Origin of the sequence: Ureibacillus massiliensis 4400831 = CIP 108448 = CCUG 49529 (assembly GCF_000772965.1) — a bacterium.
Classification (GTDB): Bacteria; Bacillota; Bacilli; order Bacillales_A; family Planococcaceae; genus Ureibacillus; species Ureibacillus massiliensis.
Map to the genome: position 1 here is coordinate 1 of NZ_JPVQ01000017.1, position 23,527 is coordinate 23,527.

22 protein-coding genes are annotated in these 23,527 nt (G+C 35.9%); 17 read left to right on the forward strand and 5 right to left on the reverse strand.

The window, feature by feature from the left end; genetic code table 11:
* A partial coding sequence (locus tag CD30_RS20410; RefSeq protein ID WP_036176379.1) for a hypothetical protein occupies positions 1-191 on the forward strand: 191 nt, incomplete at its 5' end.
* An 844-nt stretch (positions 192-1,035) separates the two neighbouring features.
* Entirely contained in the window at positions 1,036-3,543 is a 2,508-nt protein-coding gene (gene secA / locus CD30_RS10350; RefSeq protein ID WP_036176381.1) for a preprotein translocase subunit SecA, read from the forward strand.
* 220 nt (positions 3,544-3,763) lie between these two features.
* Here secA and CD30_RS20120 read toward each other — a convergent pair whose 3' ends face one another.
* Entirely contained in the window at positions 3,764-4,090 is a 327-nt protein-coding gene (locus CD30_RS20120; protein ID WP_141096051.1) for a hypothetical protein, read from the reverse strand.
* A gap of 3 nt (positions 4,091-4,093) precedes the next feature.
* On the opposite strand from CD30_RS20120, the gene prfB reads away from it, so the two are divergent.
* Positions 4,094-5,195, forward strand: a protein-coding gene (gene prfB, locus CD30_RS10355; protein ID WP_408056759.1) for a peptide chain release factor 2 whose coding sequence is annotated in 2 segments (ribosomal slippage) — positions 4,094-4,168 and positions 4,170-5,195 — 1,101 coding nt in all. Because the reading frame shifts where the segments join, the coding sequence is not laid out codon by codon here.
* A gap of 94 nt (positions 5,196-5,289) precedes the next feature.
* On the opposite strand, the gene CD30_RS19490 is transcribed toward prfB, so the two are convergent.
* Positions 5,290-5,670: a DUF7310 family coiled-coil domain-containing protein gene (locus CD30_RS19490; RefSeq protein ID WP_052126146.1), complete on the reverse strand. Its 381-nt coding sequence runs from the start codon at positions 5,668-5,670 to the stop codon at positions 5,290-5,292.
* A 276-nt stretch (positions 5,671-5,946) separates the two neighbouring features.
* On the opposite strand from CD30_RS19490, the gene CD30_RS10365 reads away from it, so the two are divergent.
* On the forward strand, positions 5,947-6,333 hold the full coding sequence (locus CD30_RS10365; protein ID WP_036176384.1) for a hypothetical protein: 387 nt from the start codon (positions 5,947-5,949) through the stop codon (positions 6,331-6,333).
* Here the strand turns inward: CD30_RS10365 and CD30_RS10370 are convergent.
* The gene (locus CD30_RS10370; RefSeq protein ID WP_036176387.1) at positions 6,308-6,811 is read right to left on the reverse strand and encodes a competence protein ComK; all 504 of its coding nucleotides are present in this window, start codon (positions 6,809-6,811) and stop codon (positions 6,308-6,310) included. The genes CD30_RS10365 and CD30_RS10370 overlap by 26 nt on opposite strands.
* Positions 6,812-7,024: 213 nt before the next feature.
* On the opposite strand from CD30_RS10370, the gene CD30_RS10375 reads away from it, so the two are divergent.
* The 11 genes from CD30_RS10375 to CD30_RS10425 all read left to right on the forward strand — a co-directional run bounded on the left by CD30_RS10375 (position 7,025) and on the right by CD30_RS10425 (position 20,910).
* Entirely contained in the window at positions 7,025-7,264 is a 240-nt protein-coding gene (locus CD30_RS10375; RefSeq protein ID WP_036176388.1) for an IDEAL domain-containing protein, read from the forward strand.
* Between the two features lie 283 nt (positions 7,265-7,547).
* Entirely contained in the window at positions 7,548-9,524 is a 1,977-nt protein-coding gene (gene uvrB, locus CD30_RS10380; protein WP_036176391.1) for an excinuclease ABC subunit UvrB, read from the forward strand.
* A gap of 5 nt (positions 9,525-9,529) precedes the next feature.
* Positions 9,530-12,397: an excinuclease ABC subunit UvrA gene (gene uvrA, locus CD30_RS10385; RefSeq protein ID WP_036176393.1), complete on the forward strand. Its 2,868-nt coding sequence runs from the start codon at positions 9,530-9,532 to the stop codon at positions 12,395-12,397.
* 155 nt (positions 12,398-12,552) lie between these two features.
* Positions 12,553-13,779 carry a DUF4097 family beta strand repeat-containing protein gene (locus CD30_RS10390; RefSeq protein ID WP_036176395.1) on the forward strand — a complete coding sequence of 409 codons (1,227 nt, stop codon included), beginning with the start codon at positions 12,553-12,555 and terminating at the stop codon, positions 13,777-13,779.
* A gap of 337 nt (positions 13,780-14,116) precedes the next feature.
* Positions 14,117-14,803: a cell division ATP-binding protein FtsE gene (gene ftsE / locus CD30_RS10395; protein ID WP_036176398.1), complete on the forward strand. Its 687-nt coding sequence runs from the start codon at positions 14,117-14,119 to the stop codon at positions 14,801-14,803.
* A complete protein-coding gene (gene ftsX, locus CD30_RS10400; protein WP_036176401.1) occupies positions 14,793-15,689 on the forward strand; it encodes a permease-like cell division protein FtsX in 897 nt (298 codons plus the stop codon). Before ftsE ends, ftsX begins: the two co-directional genes overlap by 11 nt.
* Before the next feature lie 20 nt (positions 15,690-15,709).
* Entirely contained in the window at positions 15,710-16,948 is a 1,239-nt protein-coding gene (locus CD30_RS10405; protein WP_036176404.1) for a murein hydrolase activator EnvC family protein, read from the forward strand.
* A gap of 185 nt (positions 16,949-17,133) precedes the next feature.
* Positions 17,134-17,721 carry a peroxiredoxin family protein gene (locus CD30_RS10410; RefSeq protein WP_235802046.1) on the forward strand — a complete coding sequence of 196 codons (588 nt, stop codon included), beginning with the start codon at positions 17,134-17,136 and terminating at the stop codon, positions 17,719-17,721.
* Positions 17,722-17,832: 111 nt separating this feature from the next.
* Positions 17,833-19,272 (forward strand): S41 family peptidase, encoded by a 1,440-nt coding sequence (locus CD30_RS10415; protein WP_036176407.1) that lies wholly within the window; start codon positions 17,833-17,835, stop codon positions 19,270-19,272.
* Between the two features lie 172 nt (positions 19,273-19,444).
* Positions 19,445-20,611, forward strand: coding sequence for a PDZ domain-containing protein (locus CD30_RS10420; protein ID WP_052126147.1), 1,167 nt, complete (start codon positions 19,445-19,447; stop codon positions 20,609-20,611).
* Positions 20,612-20,667: 56 nt separating this feature from the next.
* Positions 20,668-20,910, forward strand: coding sequence for a DUF2198 family protein (locus CD30_RS10425; protein ID WP_036176410.1), 243 nt, complete (start codon positions 20,668-20,670; stop codon positions 20,908-20,910).
* Between the two features lie 85 nt (positions 20,911-20,995).
* Here the strand turns inward: CD30_RS10425 and CD30_RS10430 are convergent, their stop codons facing one another.
* Together CD30_RS10430 and CD30_RS10435 are read right to left on the reverse strand one after the other, a co-directional pair.
* Entirely contained in the window at positions 20,996-21,322 is a 327-nt protein-coding gene (locus CD30_RS10430) for an AzlD domain-containing protein (RefSeq protein WP_036176412.1), read from the reverse strand.
* Positions 21,319-22,044 carry an AzlC family ABC transporter permease gene (locus CD30_RS10435; RefSeq protein WP_036176415.1) on the reverse strand — a complete coding sequence of 242 codons (726 nt, stop codon included), beginning with the start codon at positions 22,042-22,044 and terminating at the stop codon, positions 21,319-21,321. Before CD30_RS10435 ends, CD30_RS10430 begins: the two co-directional genes overlap by 4 nt.
* A gap of 265 nt (positions 22,045-22,309) precedes the next feature.
* On the opposite strand from CD30_RS10435, the gene CD30_RS10440 reads away from it, so the two are divergent.
* Entirely contained in the window at positions 22,310-22,861 is a 552-nt protein-coding gene (locus CD30_RS10440; protein ID WP_036176419.1) for a helix-turn-helix domain-containing protein, read from the forward strand.
* An 11-nt stretch (positions 22,862-22,872) separates the two neighbouring features.
* Complete coding sequence (locus tag CD30_RS10445; RefSeq protein WP_036176421.1) at positions 22,873-23,490, forward strand: TVP38/TMEM64 family protein; 618 nt, start codon at positions 22,873-22,875, stop codon at positions 23,488-23,490.
* Positions 23,491-23,527: the final 37 nt, after the last annotated feature.

A 23,527-nucleotide genomic window follows, 5' to 3' on the forward strand; every position in this document is an offset into this window, starting at 1 on the left:
AAAGAAAAACTATTTTCGTGTCTAAATATTTAAGGGGGCTAAAAAGAAATGTATCGATATGGACACAAAATAGGGCGATATGGACACAAAATGTATCGATTCAGACACAAAACAGGGCGATAACAAGATCGCGAAACGAGCATAAGAGCGTGGATGGTGATATGGACACAAAACAGAGCGATAAAAAGTAACCTCATTTAACTTAATTCATCACGAACTTAATTATTCAAAAACTGCAACGATATTGTCACAATTGGGTTCGATATTCTCCAATATATGACCATATTATAGAATTAAAGAATCCCCCTTGATTCATATAAATGCACCTGGTCCCCATCCCCAGAACCAGGTGCGATTTTTTATTCATTTCTTAATATAAATGGATCTATCTTCATCATCATGCCAACAACCGCTTTTCCCAGAAAACATGTATTTGACCTTCATATCATTCCACTCCCGCCATCTACCAGTGGATATTTTATTGATGGGTTTTATAATTCCATTTAATTCTAATTACTCTATCCCTTGTTTCTAAGTGTATATTATTCTCATTCCACTCAGGTCATCTCCCGGTACATATTTTTTTCTGTTCCTTCATTTCATTAAAACCTTTTTCTTCACCATCATTACTTAGCCTCTAATCATCGCTTTGACAGCTCATTCATCTTATTTCTGAATTCTTTCCTTCTCATTTTCTCTTCATTTACATAAATTCCCTAAAGTTCCTCCTTCACGTCTTGTAATCATTTTCGTCAATTCACAACATAAATTTGCAAATTCATGATTCTTCCCTCACATTTGTCGAATCTTATTTAAACTTCAACAATCATTGTCGTATTCTAGCGGAGGCAGACCATTTTCATTCGTCATAATCTAACAAAAATAGGTTAAAAACTACAATTGTAGTTACAATAGAATAAAGCAATAGGTGATCATAATAAACGAATGCAAAAAACAAAAGGAACGGTCATTTGCACCGACTGTATACTATTTGTTAAAATGGAGAATGAGACTATATGGGAAGTGAAAAATTTCATGGCGAACATATTAAGTAAAATCTTTGATCCAAATAAAAAAGAAATTAAAAAACTAGAAAAAGTCGCAGATCGAATTGAGGCTTTTGCATCCCAAATGGAGCAATTGTCAGATGATGCGTTAAAAGAAAAAACAAATGAATTCAAAAAACGTTTCCAAGATGGGGAATCCCTTGATTCTATGCTACCTGAAGCTTTTGCAGTTTGTCGCGAAGCAGCTAAGCGTGTTTTAGGCATGTATCCTTACCGTGTTCAATTAATGGGGGCTGCTACACTTCATGACGGAAATATCGCAGAAATGAAGACCGGGGAAGGGAAAACATTAACTTCTACAATGGCTGTTTATTTAAATGCCATCACTGGTAATGGTGTACACGTTGTTACTGTCAATGAATACCTTGCAAGTCGTGACGCGAATGAAATGGGTCAGCTTTACAATTTCTTAGGTTTAACAGTTGGTTTAAACTTAAATAGTTTGTCGAAAGAAGAAAAACGACAAGCCTATGCAGCAGATATTACATATAGTACGAACAATGAATTAGGATTCGACTATTTACGTGATAATATGGTGCTTTATAAAGAAGACCGTGTTCAACGTCCGTTGTATTTTGCAGTAATTGACGAAGTTGACTCCATCTTAATCGATGAAGCCCGTACGCCACTTATTATTTCTGGACAAGCAGGACGTTCTGCAAAGCTTTATGTGCAATCAAATGCTTTTGTACGAATGCTGAAGGCAGAAGAAGATTACACATATGAAGAAACAACTAAAGGTGTTACGTTAACAGAAAGCGGCATTTCAAAAGCGGAGCGCGCATTTGGAATCGACAATTTATTCGACTTAACACATGTTCGCCTGCTTCATTCAATTAATCAATCATTAAAAGCGCATGTTTCTATGCATCGCGATGTGGACTATGTTGTACAAGATGGAGAAATCGTTATTGTTGATAGCTTCACTGGTCGTTTAATGAAAGGTCGCCGCTATTCTGATGGTTTACACCAAGCAATTGAAGCAAAAGAAGGCGTTGAAATTCAAAACGAATCCATGACGATGGCAACGATTACGTTCCAAAATTACTTCCGTATGTATGAAAAACTGTCTGGTATGACAGGTACAGCAAAAACAGAGGAAGAAGAATTCCGTAATATTTACAACATGCAGGTAGTTGTTATTCCAACGAATCGACCGATTGCCCGTGAAGACCGCCCAGATTTAATCTTTGCGACTATGGAAGGGAAATTTAAGGCGGTTGCTGCTGACATTGCCGAACGTCATAAAAAAGGTCAACCTGTTTTAGTTGGTACAGTTGCCATTGAAACATCAGAGATTATTTCTAATTTATTGGATAAACATAAAATTCCACATAACGTTTTAAATGCCAAAAACCATGAGCATGAAGCGGAAATTATTGCAGATGCAGGTAAAAAAGGTTCTGTAACGATTGCGACAAACATGGCAGGTCGTGGTACGGACATTAAACTTGGAGAAGGTGTCCTAGAACTTGGTGGTTTAGCGGTTATCGGTACGGAACGACATGAATCACGCCGTATCGACAATCAGTTACGTGGGCGTTCTGGTCGTCAAGGTGACCCAGGTATTACTCAATTCTATCTTTCACTTGAAGATGAATTAATGCGTCGTTTCGGTTCTGATAAGATGAAGGCGATGATGATGCGTCTTGGTATGGATGATTCACAACCAATTCAATCCGGAATGGTATCAAAAGCGGTAGAATCTGCTCAAAAACGTGTTGAAGGAAATAACTTTGATGCTCGTAAACGCTTATTACAATACGATGATGTATTACGTCAACAACGTGAAATTATTTACCAAGAGCGTCTCCAAGTATTAGAATCTGAAAATATGCGTGAGCTTGTTGAGTCTATGATTCAAGAATCCATTGAAAATATTGTAGGAATTCATACACAAGGTCCTACAGAAGAATGGAATCTAAAAGCAATTGAAGACTATGTTCATGGCAACCTTTTAGATGAAGGTGTTGTGAAGGCTAGTGATTTAGAAGGTAAATCACCTGAAGAAATCATTGATCACATCTATGAAGAAGTACAGAAAAAATATGACGCTAAAGAAGAAGAGCTTACGCCTGAACGTATGCGTGAGTTTGAGAAGGTTATTTTACTTCGTTCAATTGATACGAAATGGATTGACCATATTGATGCAATGGATCAATTGCGTCAAGGGATTCATTTACGTGCTTATGGACAAACTGATCCATTACGCGAGTATCAAAAAGAAGGATTTGCTATGTTTGAAGAGATGGTCGCTTCCATTCGCGAAGATGTTACAAAATATGCGATGAAAGCACAAATTCGCAATAATTTAGAACGTGAAGAAGTAGCGAAAGGCCAAGCAGTTAATCCAAAAGAAGAAGCTGCACCTAAGAAAAAACAACCAGTTCGTAAAGCTGAAAATATCGGTCGTAACGATCCTTGTCCATGCGGTAGCGGCAAGAAATATAAAAATTGCCATGGTGCTGGGCAGTAATTAGTCAGTGAATAATTTTATGGATGGCGTGCGTGTTTTGTCCATTCAGACGAGCATTTAGTCCAGTGAACGGCAACTTTTGTCCACTCAGGCGAAGATTTAGTCCAGTGAACGATTTTATGTCCAGTATATGGCACGTTTTGTCCATTCAGGCGAGCATTTAGTCCATTCAACGGCAACTTTTGTCCACTCAGGCGAAGATTTAGTCCAGTGAACGATTTTATGTCCAGAAACGGGTGTGTTTTGTCCATTCAGACGAGTATTTAGTCCGTTGAACGGCGGCTTTTGTCCACTGGGGCATAGGTTTTGTCCAGTGAACAATCTTATGTCTAGAAATTGGTACGTTTTGTCCATTCAGACGAGCATTTAGTCCGTTCACGACAAATTTTTCTCCACTCAGCCGTTTTCGAAGTAAATTGTCTCGAAATGCTGTGTATATTTTACAGATTAAATAACTATCTTTACGTAACACAATTTCCGAACCGTTGCCATTTTCAATCAATGGCACGGTTCTATCAATTTCAATAACTAGTACGGAGGATTTCATTTTATGATTGAATTAGCAGATGTAAGAAATACATTGGAAACTACAGCCAAGAAATTGGCGGATTTCAGGGGGTCTCTTTGACTTAGAAAACAAAGAGGCAAGGATTCAAGAGCTTGATGAGATGATGTTAATGCCAGACTTTTGGAATGACCAAGAAGGTGCGCAAAAAGTCATTAATGAAGCAAATGGGTTAAAAGCGGTTGTGAATGAATACAATGATCTTGTTTCAACTCAAGAAAACTTAGAAATGACGTTGGAGCTTTTAAAAGAAGAACCCGATGAAGAGTTGCAAAATGAACTCGCTGAAGAATTGCAAGAATTCGAGGGGAAAATGGATGGCTTTGAGCTTCAATTGCTTTTAAGCGAACCTTACGATAAAAACAATGCAATCCTCGAGCTTCATCCTGGTGCAGGCGGTACAGAATCACAAGACTGGGGTTCCATGTTACTTCGCATGTATACACGCTGGGCTGAAAAGCATGGCTTTAAAGTCGAAACGATGGATTATTTACCTGGTGACGAGGCCGGAATTAAATCGGTGACGTTATTAATTCAAGGGCACAATGCTTATGGCTATTTGAAAGCAGAAAAAGGTGTTCATCGTTTAGTTCGTATTTCGCCCTTTGATTCGGCTGGTCGTCGTCATACATCGTTCGTTTCCTGTGATGTTATGCCTGAGTTTAATAATGAAATTGAAATCGAAGTACGTACTGAAGATTTAAAGGTAGATACTTACCGTGCAACAGGAGCAGGTGGTCAGCATATTAATACAACGGACTCAGCTGTTCGTATCACCCACATTCCGACAGGTGTTGTCGTTTCGTGTCAGGCTGAGCGTTCTCAAATTAAGAACCGTGAGAAAGCGATGAGCATGTTAAAAGCAAAACTTTATCAATTAGAAATTGAGAAGCAACAGGCTGAGCTTGATGCCATTCGTGGTGAACAAAAGGAAATTGGTTGGGGCTCTCAAATTCGTTCATATGTATTCCATCCATATTCAATGGTAAAAGATCACCGTACTAATTTTGAAACTGGTAATGTCCATGCCGTTATGGATGGGGATTTAGATGGATTTATTAACGCTTATTTACGTTCTCGTATTTAATTTTAAGTAATAAAAATAGCATCCTATTGACCAAATTGGTGATGGGATGCTGTTTTTTGTTTTTGTAGCATAATCCGAGAATCTTTACTTGTGATTAAACATCAAACATTCCCGTTGCTTTTTTTAACATACGTACATCTGCTTTTGTGTCAACTGAATCGTATGCTAAAATTCCTATCTTTTCATTTATTCGATTAATTTTACCTATTAATTCACTGTGATTTTCACTTGAACTCTCTTCAAGAGAATCCATTCGTATCACGAGTGAGTCCATTCTCTCTTCAAGAGAATCCATTCGTACCTCGAGTGAGCCCATTCTCTCTTCAAGAGAATCCATTCGTGCTTCGAGGGAGTCCATTCTCTTTTCAAGAGATGCCATTCTTGCCTCAAGAGAGTCCATTCTTTGTGATAAAGAGTGAAAATGCTCGTCCATTTTGTTTGAAAGCTCTAAAATGGCTTGCAAAACTTGATCCATATTCATTATTCCTCCTTTATATTTTATTGCATTACATTCGCTCGAATCTATCAATTAGTAATATATATTATAATTAAATAATTGAAATTCGACAATCAGCAAAAAATGTCATTAGAAAATTGAAAGCTAACTGCTAATCAATCCTTATAATTAAAGTATTGAAAACTCTAAAAAATCCCAAAATCTCCACTAAATTTTTCTTGTCTCCGATTTGCATTTTTCGTTTTATGTTGTAAAATATAAGAACAAACGTTCTGTATTTAGGAGGGATATTTAGTGGCTCATATTCCCATTGAAGCTGTCCCGTATTTAGAATCGGCTATATACTTACCGATGTTGCTCATCGTTTTGGATAAGGATCACGCACAAATTGAAGCGGGGCAGTTTAAACTTAAACGGCCGTATTTTCATTTAATAGAAGAGGCACGAAAAATTGCTCATGAGGACCTAAAAAAAACGAAGGCGTATTTAACACATCGTAATTTAAGAGTCGAACGTGGAAACAGTGATGAAATGTTTACAGAGTATTATTTCTATTTTCAACAGGCAATGGAAATTAGAAGATACTCCAATATACGCCTTCGAAATAAAGTGGAAAGTTTGCTTGATCTATATTTCAAAAAAGCTTCCCAAGTAATTAAAGAAGTAAGTCATTTTGAATAATTAGTCGTTGATTTGATCCGTATTTTTGTAGCATAGTTGCACATACGTATTGTGTACAAAATGATGTATAGTGCACTTGCAGTTTAATTTCTCGATCATCTTTTAATGTAATTAGTGTACAATCATCAGCTTTTTGTATATTTACGATACTATGTAGCGCCACCCAAACATTATTTGGAGATGCTGGTGATAAAATTGGGAAGAACACCAATGGAATTCCATAGTCGTATGCAATAATGATTGGTAACTTATGTTTTTCTTTACCAAAAAAGCTTTTTGATACTTCTCGTGCAGCTGTGTAGCTTGTCCCCATTAAAATACATGATTTTCGAATAATGTAAAGCGGTTTTCTGCTGACAATCACTTCACCGCTTTTATCGTAAACGCATGAATAAAGTTTTTCTCCTTTTTTTATGGGTTTGATTAAATACGAATTAAATGACAGATGATAAGAATCGACAATTGTTTCAGACTGCATTACATTATTCTCCTTTCTGTTGTTAATTTATGGAACTTGCGTGATCCAAGAACATCATAATATGATTTTCGATTAAGTTCAACATCGAATTAGTAAAATTAAACAAAAATTAGAAAAAATTCACAAATTGTTAAGAGAATCTATTTTTCAGAATATATTGCAAATTGATACTCGATTTTTTATAATAGAAAAAAGGGAATCGGGGTGATATCGATGGATAAATATTATTCATACACAGATTTTCTTAAGGCAGTTGGACACTATCAACATGCAAATGAATCTGAGAAGTTGTTGAATGACATTTATTTGGACTTGTTTTTAAACCGTATTCAAAGATTACAACGTATTGAAGAGTTAAAAGATCTCATCGATACAGCGTTAGATGAAAGAAACAAAGAAGCCTTTTATGCCTATGCCACGGAATTAAGTGAATTACAAGAATCGATGAATTAAAATATAAAGCCGTCTTGTGAAAGTGAATTTTTCCCATATAAATGGGGTAAGTTCAATTTATAAGGCGGCTTTTGTTCATTGTAGGTGCTAAATAATATGAAGCTCCTAACTACTATAGAATTAAAAATAGTACCAAACAAATCTCAACAAAGGGTTCAGTCTTAAGACAATCATGAAAAAAATTGCTAAACAAATTAGAATATACGTTCGCTTATTTGTCGATTTTTTCAAAGTGATATGCTAAAATTATTGTTAGATAAATGGGTGAAAGGACGGCCGATCAATGACATTTGAATTGCAATCCCCATACCAACCAAGTGGTGATCAACCAGAAGCTATAAAACAACTAGTACAAGGTGTTAAAGAAGGAAAACGGCATCAAACATTACTTGGAGCAACAGGTACAGGAAAAACATTTACCATTTCCAACGTTATAAAAGAAGTAAATAAACCTACGCTTGTAATCGCACATAATAAAACACTTGCTGGTCAATTGTATAGCGAATTTAAACAATTTTTTCCAAATAATGCTGTTGAATATTTCGTTAGTTATTACGATTACTACCAACCAGAAGCCTATGTACCACAAACGGATACATATATAGAGAAAGATTCTAGTATTAACGATGAAATCGATAAACTAAGACACTCTGCAACGAGTGCTCTATTTGAAAGAGACGATGTTATTATCATTGCATCTGTGTCATGTATTTATGGTTTAGGGAATCCAGAAGAATATCGAGAAATGGTCGTATCCATCCGAACAGGGATGGAAATTGAACGCAACCAATTATTACGTAAGCTAGTCGATGTTCAATATGAACGCAATGATATTAACTTCCAACGGGGAACATTCCGTGTTCGTGGTGATGTGGTTGAAATTTTCCCGGCATCCCGTGACGAGCATTGTATCCGTGTGGAGTTTTTTGGAGATGAAATTGATCGTATCCGTGAAGTCGATGCCCTAACAGGAGAAATTTTAGGTGATCGTGATCATGTTGCAATTTTCCCAGCATCTCACTTCGTAACTCGTGAAGAGAAAATGAAAATCGCCATTGAAAATATTAAAAAAGAATTGGAAGAACAGCTAGAAAAATTCCGTTCAGAAGATAAGTTACTTGAAGCGCAACGACTTGAGCAAAGAACAAATTATGATTTAGAAATGATGAGTGAGATGGGCTTCTGTTCAGGCATTGAAAACTATTCGCGTCATTTAACATTGAGAGAGCCAGGTGTCACACCATATACGTTACTCGACTATTTCCCAAAAGATTTTTTACTTGTAGTAGACGAAAGCCATGTAACATTACCACAAGTAAGAGGAATGTATAATGGAGACCAGGCAAGGAAGCAAGTGTTAGTAGAACATGGATTCCGTCTACCATCTGCTTTAGACAACAGACCTTTAAAATTTGAAGAATTTGAAGAGCATTTACATCAAGCTATATATGTATCAGCAACACCTGGACCATATGAATTGGAGCACACACCAGAAATGGTAGAACAAATTATTCGTCCAACAGGGTTGCTTGATCCAACAATTGATGTCCGACCAATTGAAGGGCAAATTGATGATTTAATCGATGAAATTCAAAATCGTATAAAACGTAATGAGCGTGTGTTAATCACGACATTAACGAAGAAAATGTCTGAAGATTTAACGGACTATTTAAAAGAAATGGGCATGAAGGTCGAATATCTTCACTCTGAAATAAAAACACTTGAACGAATTGAAATCATTCGAGAGCTTCGAAAAGGAACGTATGATGTGCTTGTAGGGATTAACTTACTACGAGAAGGCCTTGATATACCAGAAGTATCTTTAGTAGCAATTCTTGATGCGGATAAAGAAGGATTTTTACGTTCTGAGCGTTCATTGATCCAAACAATCGGAAGGGCTGCCCGTAATGCCAATGGACATGTCATTATGTACGCAGACAAAATGACTGATTCAATGAAAAAGGCAATTGATGAAACGAAACGCCGTCGTTCTATTCAAGCGGCATATAACAAAGAGCACGGCATTACGCCAAAAACAATTCAGAAAAAAATCCCGGATTTAATTCGTGCAACACAAGCGGCAGAAGAGGAAGAAACATACGTTACAAAGGTGACAAAGGGCAAAAAATTAACGAAGTCCGAAATAAAAGCGTTAATTGCAAAATTAGAACTAGAAATGAAAGAAGCAGCAAAAGCGCTTGACTTCGAACGTGCTGCTGAACTACGAGATACAATATTCGAACTGAAGGTAGAAGGGTGACCAAAGTGAAAAATACAGAAATTGTTGTCCAAGGGGCACGTTCTAATAATTTAAAAAATGTTACGATTAAAATCCCTCGCGATAAGCTTGTTGTTATAACAGGCTTATCAGGCTCTGGGAAATCTTCTCTTGCATTTGATACGATTTATGCAGAAGGGCAACGTAGATATGTAGAATCCTTATCTGCCTACGCTCGCCAATTTTTAGGAAATGTCGATAAGCCAGATGTAGATTCTATAGAAGGATTATCACCTGCAATTGCTATCGATCAAAAAACGACAAGCCGCAACCCGCGTTCTACAGTTGGGACAGTAACTGAAATATATGATTATTTACGTCTTTTATTTGCACGTATTGGAAAGCCAATTTGTCCAAACCACGGCATTGAAATTACATCTCAAACGATACAACAAATGGTTGATCGCCTAATGGAATATCCTGAAAGAACGAAAATGCAGCTTCTTGCACCGATTGTTTCAGGTAAAAAAGGGACACATGTCAAGCTATTAGAAGATTTGAGAAAACAAGGTTATGTTCGTGTCCGTGTTGACGGAGAGATTCGTGATTTAGACGATTCAATCGAACTAGACAAAAACAAAAAACATGATATTGAAGTCATTATTGACCGTGTAGTAGTAAAAGAAGGGGTAGAAGTCCGATTAAGTGATTCTCTTGAAACGGCGTGTAGATTAGCGGAGGGTCGTGTTTTAGTCGATGTGATCGATCACGAAGAATTATTATTCAGTGAGCACCATGCTTGTCCAATATGTGGTTTTTCCATTGGAGAATTAGAGCCGCGAATGTTTTCATTTAACAGTCCATTTGGGGCATGTCCTTCTTGTGATGGATTGGGTTTTAAACAAGAAGTAGATCTTGATTTACTAATTCCTGATTGGAGCAAGACTCTTGAAGAACATGCTATTGCTGCCTGGGAGCCGACAAGTTCTCAATACTATCCACAGCTTTTAAAGTCAGTTTGTGATCATTATAAAATTCCGATGGATGTTCCTGTTTCAGAGCTACCAAAGGATCAGATGGATAAAATTCTTTATGGATCTAATGGGGAACTTATTTATTTCTATTATGAAAGCGATTATGGAAGTGTTCATAATAAAAAAATTGAGTTTGAAGGGGTTGTTCGAAATGTTGAACGTCGCTTCCGCGAATCTTCTTCTGACTATACTCGTGAACAAATGAGTAAATATATGACGGAGCAACCATGTCCAACATGTAAAGGACATCGCTTAAAACCAGAATCATTAGCAGTAAAAGTTGAAGGATTAAATATTTCAGAAGCTACAAAGCATTCTATTTCTGAAATGTACGGATTTTTCTCTACATTGACTTTGTCAGAAAAAGATATGCAAATTGCTCGATTAATTATTCGCGAAATTACAGAAAGATTGAGCTTTTTAATCAATGTGGGCTTAGATTATTTAACACTTTCGAGATCAGCAGGGACATTATCTGGTGGAGAAGCGCAGCGAATTCGGCTTGCAACTCAAATAGGATCCCGTTTAACTGGCGTACTTTATATTTTGGACGAGCCTTCCATTGGACTTCATCAACGTGATAACGATCGTCTCATTTCGACATTAAAAGAGATGCGGGATTTAGGAAATACATTGATTGTCGTTGAACACGATGAAGATACGATGATTGCTGCGGATTATTTAGTAGATGTTGGCCCAGGAGCAGGTGTACATGGTGGTGAAATAGTTTCATCTGGAACACCCGCTGAGGTAATGAAAGATGACCGCTCAATTACAGGCCAGTATTTAAGTGGTAAGAAATTTATACCATTACCAATCGAACGTAGAAAATCAGATGGGCGTAAGCTGAAAATAAAAGGTGCGAAAGAAAACAATCTGAAAAATGTCACAGTCGATATTCCACTTGGACAATTTATCGCTGTAACTGGTGTATCAGGTTCTGGAAAATCTACATTAATTAATGAGATTTTATATAAATCTTTAGCGCATCATTTAAATCGAGCAAAAGTAAAACCAGGCACTCATAAAGAAATATTAGGCATTGAGCAGCTGGATAAAGTTATCGATATTGACCAATCACCAATTGGAAGAACTCCGAGATCAAATCCGGCTACTTATACAGGTGTATTTGATGATATCCGTGATTTATTTGCCTCTACTAATGAAGCAAAAATCCGTGGCTATAAAAAAGGGAGATTCAGCTTTAATACAAAAGGTGGCCGTTGTGAAGCTTGTAGTGGTGACGGTATTATAAAAATAGAAATGCACTTCTTACCAGATGTATATGTTCCATGTGAAGTATGTGATGGAAAGCGATATAACCGTGAAACATTAGAGGTTCGTTATAAAGAGAAGAATATTTCAGAAGTATTAAACATGACCATTGAAGATGCAGTTAAATTCTTTGAAAATGTACCGAAAATTCAACGTAAGCTTCAGACCATTGTGGATGTAGGTCTAGGTTATATGAAACTAGGACAACCAGCCACTACTTTATCAGGCGGTGAAGCACAACGAGTGAAGCTAGCATCGGAACTGCATAGACGTTCAACAGGTAAGTCCTTCTATATTTTAGATGAGCCAACAACTGGCTTACATGTTCATGATATTGCGCGACTTCTTGAAGTTCTTCAACGACTTGTTGAAAACGGAGATACGGTGCTGGTAATTGAACATAATCTTGACGTTATTAAAACAGCCGATTATATCATTGATCTTGGTCCAGAAGGTGGCGACAATGGTGGGACTATTATTGCAACAGGGACACCGGAAGAGGTTGCAAAGGTCGAAGGTTCATATACTGGTCGTTATTTAAAACCTATTTTAGAACGTGATCGAAAACGGATGGAACAAGTACTTTTAGAAGCAAGTAAAAAATAATTGATTAGTATTTTGGATTTGCAATTATATTTTGAAGATTTGACATGATTCACCAAAAGCAACACAATATTCGTGATTTTTTTATACGAGTTGAAACTTTTTCTCCTCCCTTGACGTATACTTGGTATATACCTTAGAGGGAGGATTTTTAATTCATGGAAAACGAGCGAAAACGCATTATACAATTAGTTGAAAATGGAACAATTTCATCGGAAGAGGCTATTGTTTTACTAGAAGCGTTGTCAAAGGAAAAAGAATCCACTCAAGAAAAAGCTTCCACTCCACTATCTGTAACAAACGAAGAAGAAAAAACAACGGATTATAGTAAAGCTGAAGAACCAAAATTCGAAAAAATAAATAACGATAAAAAGTCAAAGAACAGTTTTGAAGAAATGTTTAACAATATGTTCAATAATAAAGATACGAATAATAAAATGAATGAATTCTTTAATGACTTAAAACAAGATTTGTCTCATTTTAGCCATAAAGTGATGGACTTAATGAATTCTACGTATACGAAAGTAAAGGATTTCGACTTTGAATTTCCTTTTGGTGACAAGGTTGAATTTGAAAAAACTTATGAATTTAATAGCGAAGAAGTAAGAGGATTTGAAATCGAATTGCCAAGTGGGAAAATTGATGTTGCCAAAGGTGAATCTGATAAAATTTTCGTCGAAGCTCACGTGAAAACAGTACTTGTAAATAAAGATGAAGAAAAAACAAAAGCAGACTTCGAACAAAAATTTGTTACATTGAAGGATGGAAAACTAGATATCACAACACCTTCAAAAATGTCTCAAGTATCATTGCGCCTTGTTTTACCAGAAAAACAATACGATCTACTTATGCTACGCCTCTTAAACGGTAGTATTACTATTTCAAATATTGATACAAAAATAGTAAAGATTAAATCATATAATGGTGCTGTAAAAGTTCAGCATACAACATTTGAAACAGCAACAATAAATGGTGGCAATGGAGCAATTGAGTTACGTCATGTAACAGGTGATGAGCTAGAAGCTGAAACGGTAAATGGTCGAATTTATATCGATGGAAACCTACAAGAAATTGAAGCAGAATCCGTAAATGGAGCAGTTGTTGTGACAACAACATCCAATACAGCACGCAAAATGAAGGCCACTACTGTTGCGGGAGCTGTTGAAATATATATTCCTAAAACTGTCTCGCTCAATGGACAAGTGTCCACAAACTTCGGAAAGGCAGATATTGGCTTAGCAGATGTAACAATTCGTTCTGAAGAAGAGCAATTTTTAAGTAAAACACAGTTTTTTGAAAAAATTATAGAGGATGCTTCAACATTAAGATTACTTGGGGAATCTCGTACCGGTAGCATAATTGTACGCTACACACTCCAGTCATAACGAAAACTAAAGGTGATTATAAATCAAAGAGTGAATCGCTTTCGATGTAAAGTGATTCATTCTTTTTTTGTTCATTACTCAATCAATTCTAGTAAAATATATCCCCGCAACTTCTTACATACTTACTTTTTTTCCTCATAATAAAACAATTGGAATGAAAATCAACTCTAAAGAAAAAAATCGAATTATAGCAATCTATGTTAAAAAAGTTAATAAAAAATAGGTATTGATTACGAAATTCGGCGATATTGAAATAAAAATGTAATAGTATAAGAATGACATAGAATGATATAATCAATGTTGAGATTGTAAAAAATCAGAGAATTAAGGTGAATCCATGATTTCGATGAGAGATGTCTATAAAAAATACCCGAACGGTGTCGTTGCTGCGAATGGCATTAATGTCGATATCCGTCAAGGGGAATTCGTATATGTAGTTGGTCCTAGTGGTGCTGGGAAATCGACTTTTATAAAAATGATGTATAGTGAAGAAAAGCCAACATCTGGTGATGTTATTATAAATGGTAAAAATGTAGGGAAAATGAAAAATAAACAAATTCCAGCATTAAGAAGACAGCTTGGGATTGTGTTCCAAGATTTTAAACTTTTACCAAAGCTAAATGTTTATGAAAACGTTGCTTTTGCTTTAGAAGTAATCGAAGAGCATCCGAAGCTGATAAAAAAACGTGTGATGGATGTACTAGATTTAGTAGGTCTAAAACACAAAATGCGTATGCTGCCAAGTGAATTGTCAGGTGGGGAGCAACAACGAGTTTCAATTGCTCGCTCAATCGTCAATATTCCGAAAATTGTTATAGCGGACGAGCCTACAGGAAACCTTGACCCAGAAAACTCATGGGAGATTATGAAAATCTTCGAGGAGATTAATACTCGTGGAACAACGGTTGTTATGGCTACGCATAACCGAGAAATTGTGAACTCAATTCGTAAACGTGTAATCGCTATTGAAGGCGGCATGATTGTTCGAGATGCTGATGGGGGTGACTACGGTTATGAAGGGTAGAACTTTACGTAGACACATTCGTGAAAGCATAAAGTCATTAGGACGAAATAGATGGATGACCTTTGCGTCAATCAGTGCAGTGACGGTAACCCTTGTACTTGTAGGTATATTTACTGTCATCATGATGAATTTAAACAACATTGCCAATACCCTCGAAAATGATGTAGAGATAAAAGTACTTATTGATATCATTGAAGACGATGAAGAGGGAAAAGCTGCAGAGGATGAACTTATTGATCAAGTCACAAAGCTATCTGGTGTAGCAGAAGTGGAGTACTCTTCTAAGGATCAGGAGCTAGAATTATTAATTCAAAGCCATGGTGAAGAATTTAAATTATATGAACAAAGTAATCCGTTAAGAAATGTACTTTACGTAAAAGCAGAGGATCCATTAGAAACAGCAAACATCGCAAAAAAAATCGAGAAATTTGATAATGTACATAGCGTAGTGTATGGAGAAGGTAAAGTAGAAAAACTCTTTAGTGTCTTAGAAACTAGTAGAAATATAGGATTAGTTTTAATTTTAGGATTACTATTTACAGTTATTTTCTTAATCTCCAATACGATTCGAATCACAATTATTGCTAGAAAAGATGAAATTGAGATTATGAAATTAGTAGGTGCAACAAATTCCTTTGTACGAATTCCATTTTTATTAGAGGGCATGTGGCTAGGATTATGTGGCGCAATTATTCCAATGGCGCTTGTATCCTTTGTCTACTACAACATATATGACGCATATGCGCCAAAATTAGAAGGTCAATTGATTCAAATGCTTGAAGTAACACCTTTAATTTGGCAAGTAAATGGATTAATCGTTGTACTAGGGATTTTCATAGGTGTATGGGGAAGCTTTATGTCCGTACGTAAGTTTTTAAAGGTCTAGTCGAAGGGAGTATAGTTTGAATGAAAAAAAGTAAAAGAAATCGAATTCAGCTTTTCGTCGCAATTGTAGCGATACTACTAATAGTTCAAGTACCTATTACATATGCGACTAGTTTATCAGATTTGAAAAATGAGAAAAGCGAAATTGACCAACAAAAGAACGAAATAAACTCTGAAATTAAAAACAAAAGCAACGAGATTAATTCCATCGAAGGGAAAATGGAACAGTTAATAGCTCAGATTGAAACATTAAGTAAAAAAATAACGGATACAAATAAGCAAATCTCAACTACAAACGAAGAGATTGAAGTAGCAAATAATAATATTAAAGCTTTAGAAGAAGAAATTACAGTTTTACAAGATAAAATAAATCAGCGTGATGAATTATTACGTGATCGTGCCCGTGCTATACAAGAAAGTGGAACAGTCAATTATTTAGATGTATTACTTGGAGCAAATAGTTTTGTAGATTTTATAGACCGTTTCTCTGCAGTCAATACATTAATAGAAGCTGACCGCCAAATTATGCGTGAGCAACAGGAAGATCAGAAAAAATTAGAAGAACAAAAGCTTGTATTGGAAAATACAAAAAAAGAGCTTGAAGATAAGAAAGATGAATTACAAAGATTAAAAGATTCATTGAGTACACAAAAATCCGAAAAAGATAAATATATAGACGAACTAGAAGCAGAACAAGAAAAACTAAAAAGTGAAAAAGCACTATTAGAGGAAGAATATTCAGAATATCTAGATTTAAGTAAAGAGCTTGAACAAAAAATTATTCAAGAGCAACAACGTCAATTAGAAGCATTAAAAAACCAAAATGGTGGGTCAATTCCTAATACTTCTGATGGTACATTTATGAAACCGACAAATGGCGTTTTAACAAGTCCTTGGGGTTGGCGTAATCTTGGTTATGGACCGGAATTCCACTATGGTATTGACTTAGCAAACAGCACTGGTACACCTATCCTAGCAGCTGCAGGTGGTATTATTACTTACGCTGCACCTTTATCAACATATGGTAACTGTATCATTGTCACGCATTCTATTAACGGTGAAATTTATACAACAGTATATGCACATTTAAGTTCAATTCAAGTGAGTACAGGACAAACTGTTGAAAAAGGTCAACAAATTGGTTTAATGGGTAGTACAGGCCGTTCAACAGGACCTCACTTACACTTTGAAATTCATACGGGATCTTGGCAAGGACAAAAAGCTGGTAATGTAAATCCATTACGTTATATTTCCTTATAATACCGATATAAATGACTCAAAAGGTACGAGATGCCTTTTGGGTCATTTTTTAGATTCGCAAAATTTAATCTAAAAAATGACAGCTAAGTGAAAAGTGATAACGATTTCAGAAAAATATGTTATTCTATTGAAAAAACGAACGAATTTCTTATGAATGAATTGTTAGCATAACCGGAGGGCTGGCTTTGAAAAAATCAATGATTGGTGTTGTAGTTGTATTAGCACTTATTGCCATCATGCTTGGTGGATATATAAAAAAACAGATAGAGGCAAGTGAAGACGTTGCGGAGCAATCCAAAATTAAAGGATATGAAGTTGATCTTGTAAATGCTGAATTTGGAATTCAAAAAGGTCAAATGGCGCCTGATTTTACATTAGAAACGATTACGGGAGAAACGATCACCTTATCACAATTAAAAGGGAAAAAAGTTTTGTTAAATTTTTGGGCAACATGGTGTCCTCCATGTAAAGAGGAGATGCCTGATTTGCAAAATTACTATGATCGGTATGCAAAGGAAGAAAATGTAGAAATCGTTGCGGTTAATTTAACTTTTAGACAAAACTCAATTGAAGATGTACGTTTATTCGCTAAAAGCTATGATCTAACTTTCCCAATTCCTTTACTGCATAAAGAAGCCCTTAGTTTAGAGAAATATAAAGTTTTAACGATTCCTTCTTCATTTATGATTGATACAGAAGGAAGAATTCAAAGACAAATTATTGGACCATTAAATGAAGAAACAATTCAGCAATATCTTAGCGAAATAAACTAGTGAAATTGGACAATAAATAAGAATTATTTAAATATGACAAAAGAAATTCGGCCTATGCATGTGTTAGGAAATCTTTTTCGTTCATAGATTGAACGAGAGGAGGTTTAGTTTTTGCGAAAAGGTCGAATTTTTTTATTGCTAGGAACGATATGTTTAGTGATTGCATTCATACTTATTTGGCAAAAATGGAACGGTTCAAATAAGGAAGAAGAACTCTCCAACATGCCTGTAATTGATGAAGTTTATTCATTGATTAATGAAAAATCAGTTTATAGTGTTAGTGGGGAAGTGCTGGTAGAAGGAGCACTTCGTGGTATGACAAGTGCACTGGAAGATCCATATAGCACGTACTATACAGAAAAAGAGGCAGTTCTTCATAAACAATCGTTAGCTGGCCAAAGGGTAGGAATAGGGATCGAAATTACGGAGAAAAATGGACGATTTGTTGTTGTTGCACCTGTGAAATCGTCACCAGCTGAGAAAGCTGGCATTCGACCATTTGATGAAATTGTACAAGTTGATGAACAAAGACTTGACGGAAAAACAATGGGAGAATTGCTTGAAATGATTCAAGGTGAAGCAGGAGAAGAAGTGACACTTGTGTTATATCGTCCTAGTGCAGAAAGACATATCACAGTTACTTTAAAAAGAATGGAAATAAAAAATGATACTGTGGAATCTGAAATTATAGAAGTGGAAGATGCAAAGATAGGATATATCTCCATCTCGATGTTTGGGGAAAAGACTGCAGATGAGTGGTTTGAAGCTACTAGTGATCTAATTTCAAAAAATGTAGATGGCTTTGTGGTGGACTTGCGTGATAATCCAGGGGGATATTTACATAGCGTTGCGGCCATTGTAAGCAGTCTTCATAAAGAAGGTGAAGTGTTTGCTTATATGCAAAATGGTGAAGGAGCTATGGAACCACTTCAAACGTCGAATATTGAAGGCGACGAAGAATATTTAAAACAAATGGGAAAAATCCCGGTTATTGTTCTTCAAAATGAAGGTAGTGCTTCTGCAAGTGAGGTAATGGCAGGCGCAGTTCAAAGCTGGAATCGCGCTACGATTATTGGTATGCAAAGCTTCGGAAAAGGGACTGTACAAGAAACGTGGGCACTTCAAAATGGCGGAGAATTAAAGCTATCTACTAATAAGTGGCTGACGCCAAAACGAGAATGGATTCATGGAAAAGGCATACCGGCAGATATCGAGGTTGAGCAGCATCCACTATTTTTACTTGAAGTAATCCCATTAACTGGAGAATATAAAGAGGGCGACTTTAGTGAGGAAGTAGCTTATGTTCAAAAAGTGTTAAATGGACTAGGCTATACAGTGACAAGAACAGATGGATTCTTCGATTCTGAAACAGCAGAAGCAGTTGAATTATATCGGGAGAAAAATAATTTGATTGAAGGTCGCAATATGACTGAGGATTTATTTGAAAGTATTCGAGAACAAGTAACGCTTTATAAAGAAGCGCAAGAGCATGATTTACAACTTCAAATGGGGCTTAGTGTTATGGTGCATATTCTTGAGGGTGAGTTTTAATCTTCGTGAACATCGATTTAGTTGATAGAAAGTATAAGATTGGTAGATAAGAATTGCCTTAAAATAGGTATTTTGATTTTATTTACTAGATTTAATTCTTTTGATACTACGCAACTGTTTGCTTCAATGTTACAATGACTGTAGTAGTGATAGCAAACGGTAGGTGTAGTATATGGTAGATATATTAATAGAGTTTGGTCTTGGAATTACAAGACTATTTATAAATCCGTTATTTTATATAGCGATTGCGATGTCTGTTTATTTAGGATATCGACGAGTAAAGAGAGAGAGAAGAAATTTTCATATCCGAATTTTATCGGGATGGTCGGAACTTTCCGGTCTTTTTAAGGAAGGACTTTTATTATCTCTTTCAATTTCACTGCTTTCTTTAGCCATTGGTTTAACTGTTCCTATTCAGTTGCTTTTCATGGTGACAATTATTAGTGTCGTAGCACTAGTAACTTATTTCTTTCATCTGCTTTCACCCATTATTTACATTACCATTAGTATAGGGTTATTAATGGTAATGGGAATGCAAAATTGGTCCTTTAACTTGTTTGGGCTGGAGTTTATGGGGGTAAATGTGGAAGAAGGAGCAGCTGTTACGATATCGATTCTCGTCGGATTGCTGTTAATTGCTGAAGGAATATTAATTCGTCAAAATGGGGCTCTTTATGCATCTCCAATTGTTGAGAAAACGAAACGCGGAATGAAAGCTGTTGCGTTTTTAAGTAAAAAGGTTTGGGTTTTACCAATATTTTTGGTGATTCCTGGTGATGCTATTCAAGCTTATTTCCCATTTTGGCCACAGTTTTCCCTTGGTACTAATGAGTTTTCTATCGTATTATTTCCTATTGTAATTGGATTCCAGCAAATGGCTCGACATTCGTTACCTATCAATTTCTATCAAAGATTAGGGCGATCTGTTTTAGTCCTTGGAGAAATTGTTGTAATCGGTGGATTAATTTCTTACTTTGAACCGTTAGTCGGATTAGTAGTGTTACTTGTTGGGTTTGTATGGCGCATTATTCTATCGATTGTTTATCGAAGTACAGAAAGTAACGGTATGTACGCTGTATCTCCGAAAGCAGATGGCGTTATGATTGCTGCTGTATTACCCGATTCACCAGCAGAAAAAATGGGGTTAGTAGCTGGAGAAGTAATCCGTAAAGTGAATGGTGTTGAAGTTCATACTGTACGTGAACTTTATGAAGCATTACAAAAGAATGCTGCACATTGCCGTATTGAAGTAATCGATCAGAAAAATGAATTACGATTAACACAGCACGTTGTTCATAGTAAGGACCATCATCAGGTAGGTTTATTATTAGTGGAGTAAGTCTTTCATTAATAAATGGGAAAGTTGTAATTGGTTAGATAAATAGAGGTGCAATGGTGGATTCAATCGTAGAAAAGTTATTGCTCGCGCTTTTTTTACCAGGATTATTAGTCATTCTTTTTACTCGCATCACTTATAATCACATTGTGGCGCTTTTATTGTCGATTGCATTAATTGCTGCATCGGTTTATGCAGGATACTCAACACCAGCCATTGTTTTTGTAGCGGATGCATTTTCCCTAACAATTGGATTCTGGTTTGCGACGAGAATGAGGAAACAAAGTAAGAAAGAAGATTGAATAAAATATAATGAAGAGTGCGGACTATATTAAACAGTTCGCACTCTTTTTATATACAATGACGACTATAGTTGATAATCCTTTGTTAAATAAGAACGTATCTTAAAATAGCCATTGTGACAACGCCTGCGACTACTGTTTGAGATAAGCTTTTCGTAATTATAGCTACTAATGCAGTTGGAACGAAAGCGATGACATTGAGCCAATCAAAAGTTACGATTGGGCCTTCTGCATTCAAAAGTGATTCAACTACGAGGGCACTTAAAATACAGACAGGGATATATTGCAGCCAACGTAATACAACCTGTGGCAATTGAATATTCCGAACTAATATAAAGGGGGTAATTCTTGGAATCCATGTAACAATGGCACAAGCTAGTATGACTAGTACCATCGTAAGTGTCGTAGTCATTTTTCAGTCACCACCCCGATGGTTGCAACAATAACTGTTGAAAATAAAACTGCTAAATGGCCAGGTAAAAAATAAGAAAAAGCATACATGAATAGAGCGATACAGCCAATTAATTTTAAGTAATGAAAAAGCTTTGTCTTTCCTACGTCCACTAGATTCAATACAAGGAGTGCCACAAACATAGCTACAAGAGCAAAATCTAAACCTAAGCTCTCGGCATTGGGAAGCCATTTACCAACAATTCCTCCGATTGTACAGGAAGCAATCCATGTTAAATAAGCTGTTATATTTAAACCATCCATCCATCTACCGCCAAGATGGTTTTCTTTCATTAACTTAGTCACTGCAACGCCAAAAGTTTCGTCTGTTAATAATGACCCAAAGCCGATATTGCGGAGGGATGAATATCGAGTTAGATGTGGTGCTACCGTTAGAGACATTAAAAAATGACGTAAGTTAACAATAAAAGTTGTGATAATGATGATAGAAATCGGTGCACCTGCAACATATAGCGCACAAAAGATAAACTGCGCAGATCCAGCATAAACAAAAACGGATAATAAAAAGATTTCAAGTATGGATAAGTTTGAAGTAATACCAATTACCCCGAAAGCAAGGCCGATACTGATATAGCCAAGTAATGTTGGTATACAGTCTCTAATCCCCTGATAAAATGAATCGGTTGTAATGGATTGCTGATTAAATTCTGTTTGCGTAACCAAGTCAAATCAAACCCCTTAAAATAGAATTATCTTAAACTCTTTCAATTTAAATAGGTTTCTAATATAGTAAAACTACATGTCAAAAAATGTATTTGGAACCAATGTCATTTTAACACGTTCATGTTATGTAGTATAGCAGTTTAAAAAGGCTCCGCCATTGCTTTGCACCGTATTACTATATTAAAATTAAATAATCAAAAAAATCAAAATGTTTATTATAGTATACATATGTATTTTATAAAAGACAATGGGGCGGTGGAGATTGATGGAGCAAATGAGTAAAAATATTGGGTTTCAGCTAAAAAGGTTCCGCAGTTTAAGAGGTTTAAGTTTGGATGATGTTGCCAAAGCTACAGGTGTAAGCAAGGCACAGCTTGCCCAAATTGAAAAAGGTGAAGCAAATCCTACTGTATCAACGATTTGGAAAATAGCAACGGGTTTGAAAGTTTCCTTTTCTACTTTAATGCAGCCTTCAAAAGAATATTTTCAAAAATATGGGGCAAATTCAGAGTCCCCAGCTGTAGAAGAAGATGGAAAGTACCGCGTCTATTCAATCGTTCCTTATGATCCAAAGAGAGGATGGGAATTATTTAAGGTTGAGATTGATCCTGGTGTCATACATAAAAGTGAAGCCCATCCTGAAGGGGTAGAGGAAACGATAACGGTTATTAAAGGACAAGCTGTAATCCAATGTGGTGATATGAAAGAAGTGTTGAACGAAGGAGAAACACTGATTTTTTCAGGACATCAGTCACATCAATATGAAAACCTAACTAATGACATTACAATGTTATACTTAATTATTCAATATCAATAGAGGTGGTACTAGTGAGCGAATGGTTTACCGTTGAAAACATCGAAACACTAGCTGCACAATATCGTACACTTGGACCGCTAATTGGCATTTTGCTTCCCTTTCTTGAAGCATTATTACCCTTTTTGCCCCTTGTTGTCATTGTCGTAGCAAATGCAAGCTCCTATGGCTTGTGGATTGGGTTTTTATTATCATGGATTGGAACGGTTTTAGGATCCTATGTTGTCTTTTTAATCGTTCGGAAATTCGGGAAACATCCTAAATTAAAACGTTTCATTCAAAAAGAAAATGTTCAAAAATTAATAAAATGGGTAGATATGAGAGGGTTAAGTCCGTTATTTATATTACTATGTTTTCCATTCACACCTTCTGTTTTAGTGAATATTGTTGCTGGGCTTTCCCACATTAAAAAGAAATATTATTTCATCGTATTATTGGCTGGTAAGTTTGTCATGATTTTAAGCATGAGCGTATTAGGATATGATGTGGGCTCATTCATTAAAAATCCTTTAAAGCTTATACTTGTCGTTATTGCCGTTATTCTATTATGGATAATTAGTAAAGTAGTGGAAAGACGCTTAAATAAACGAGTTGAGGAAGATTTAAAAAGCTCCTTTCAAAAAGAAAATTAAAAATGTATTTTGCCCTCGAGTGGTTTACAATTGGATT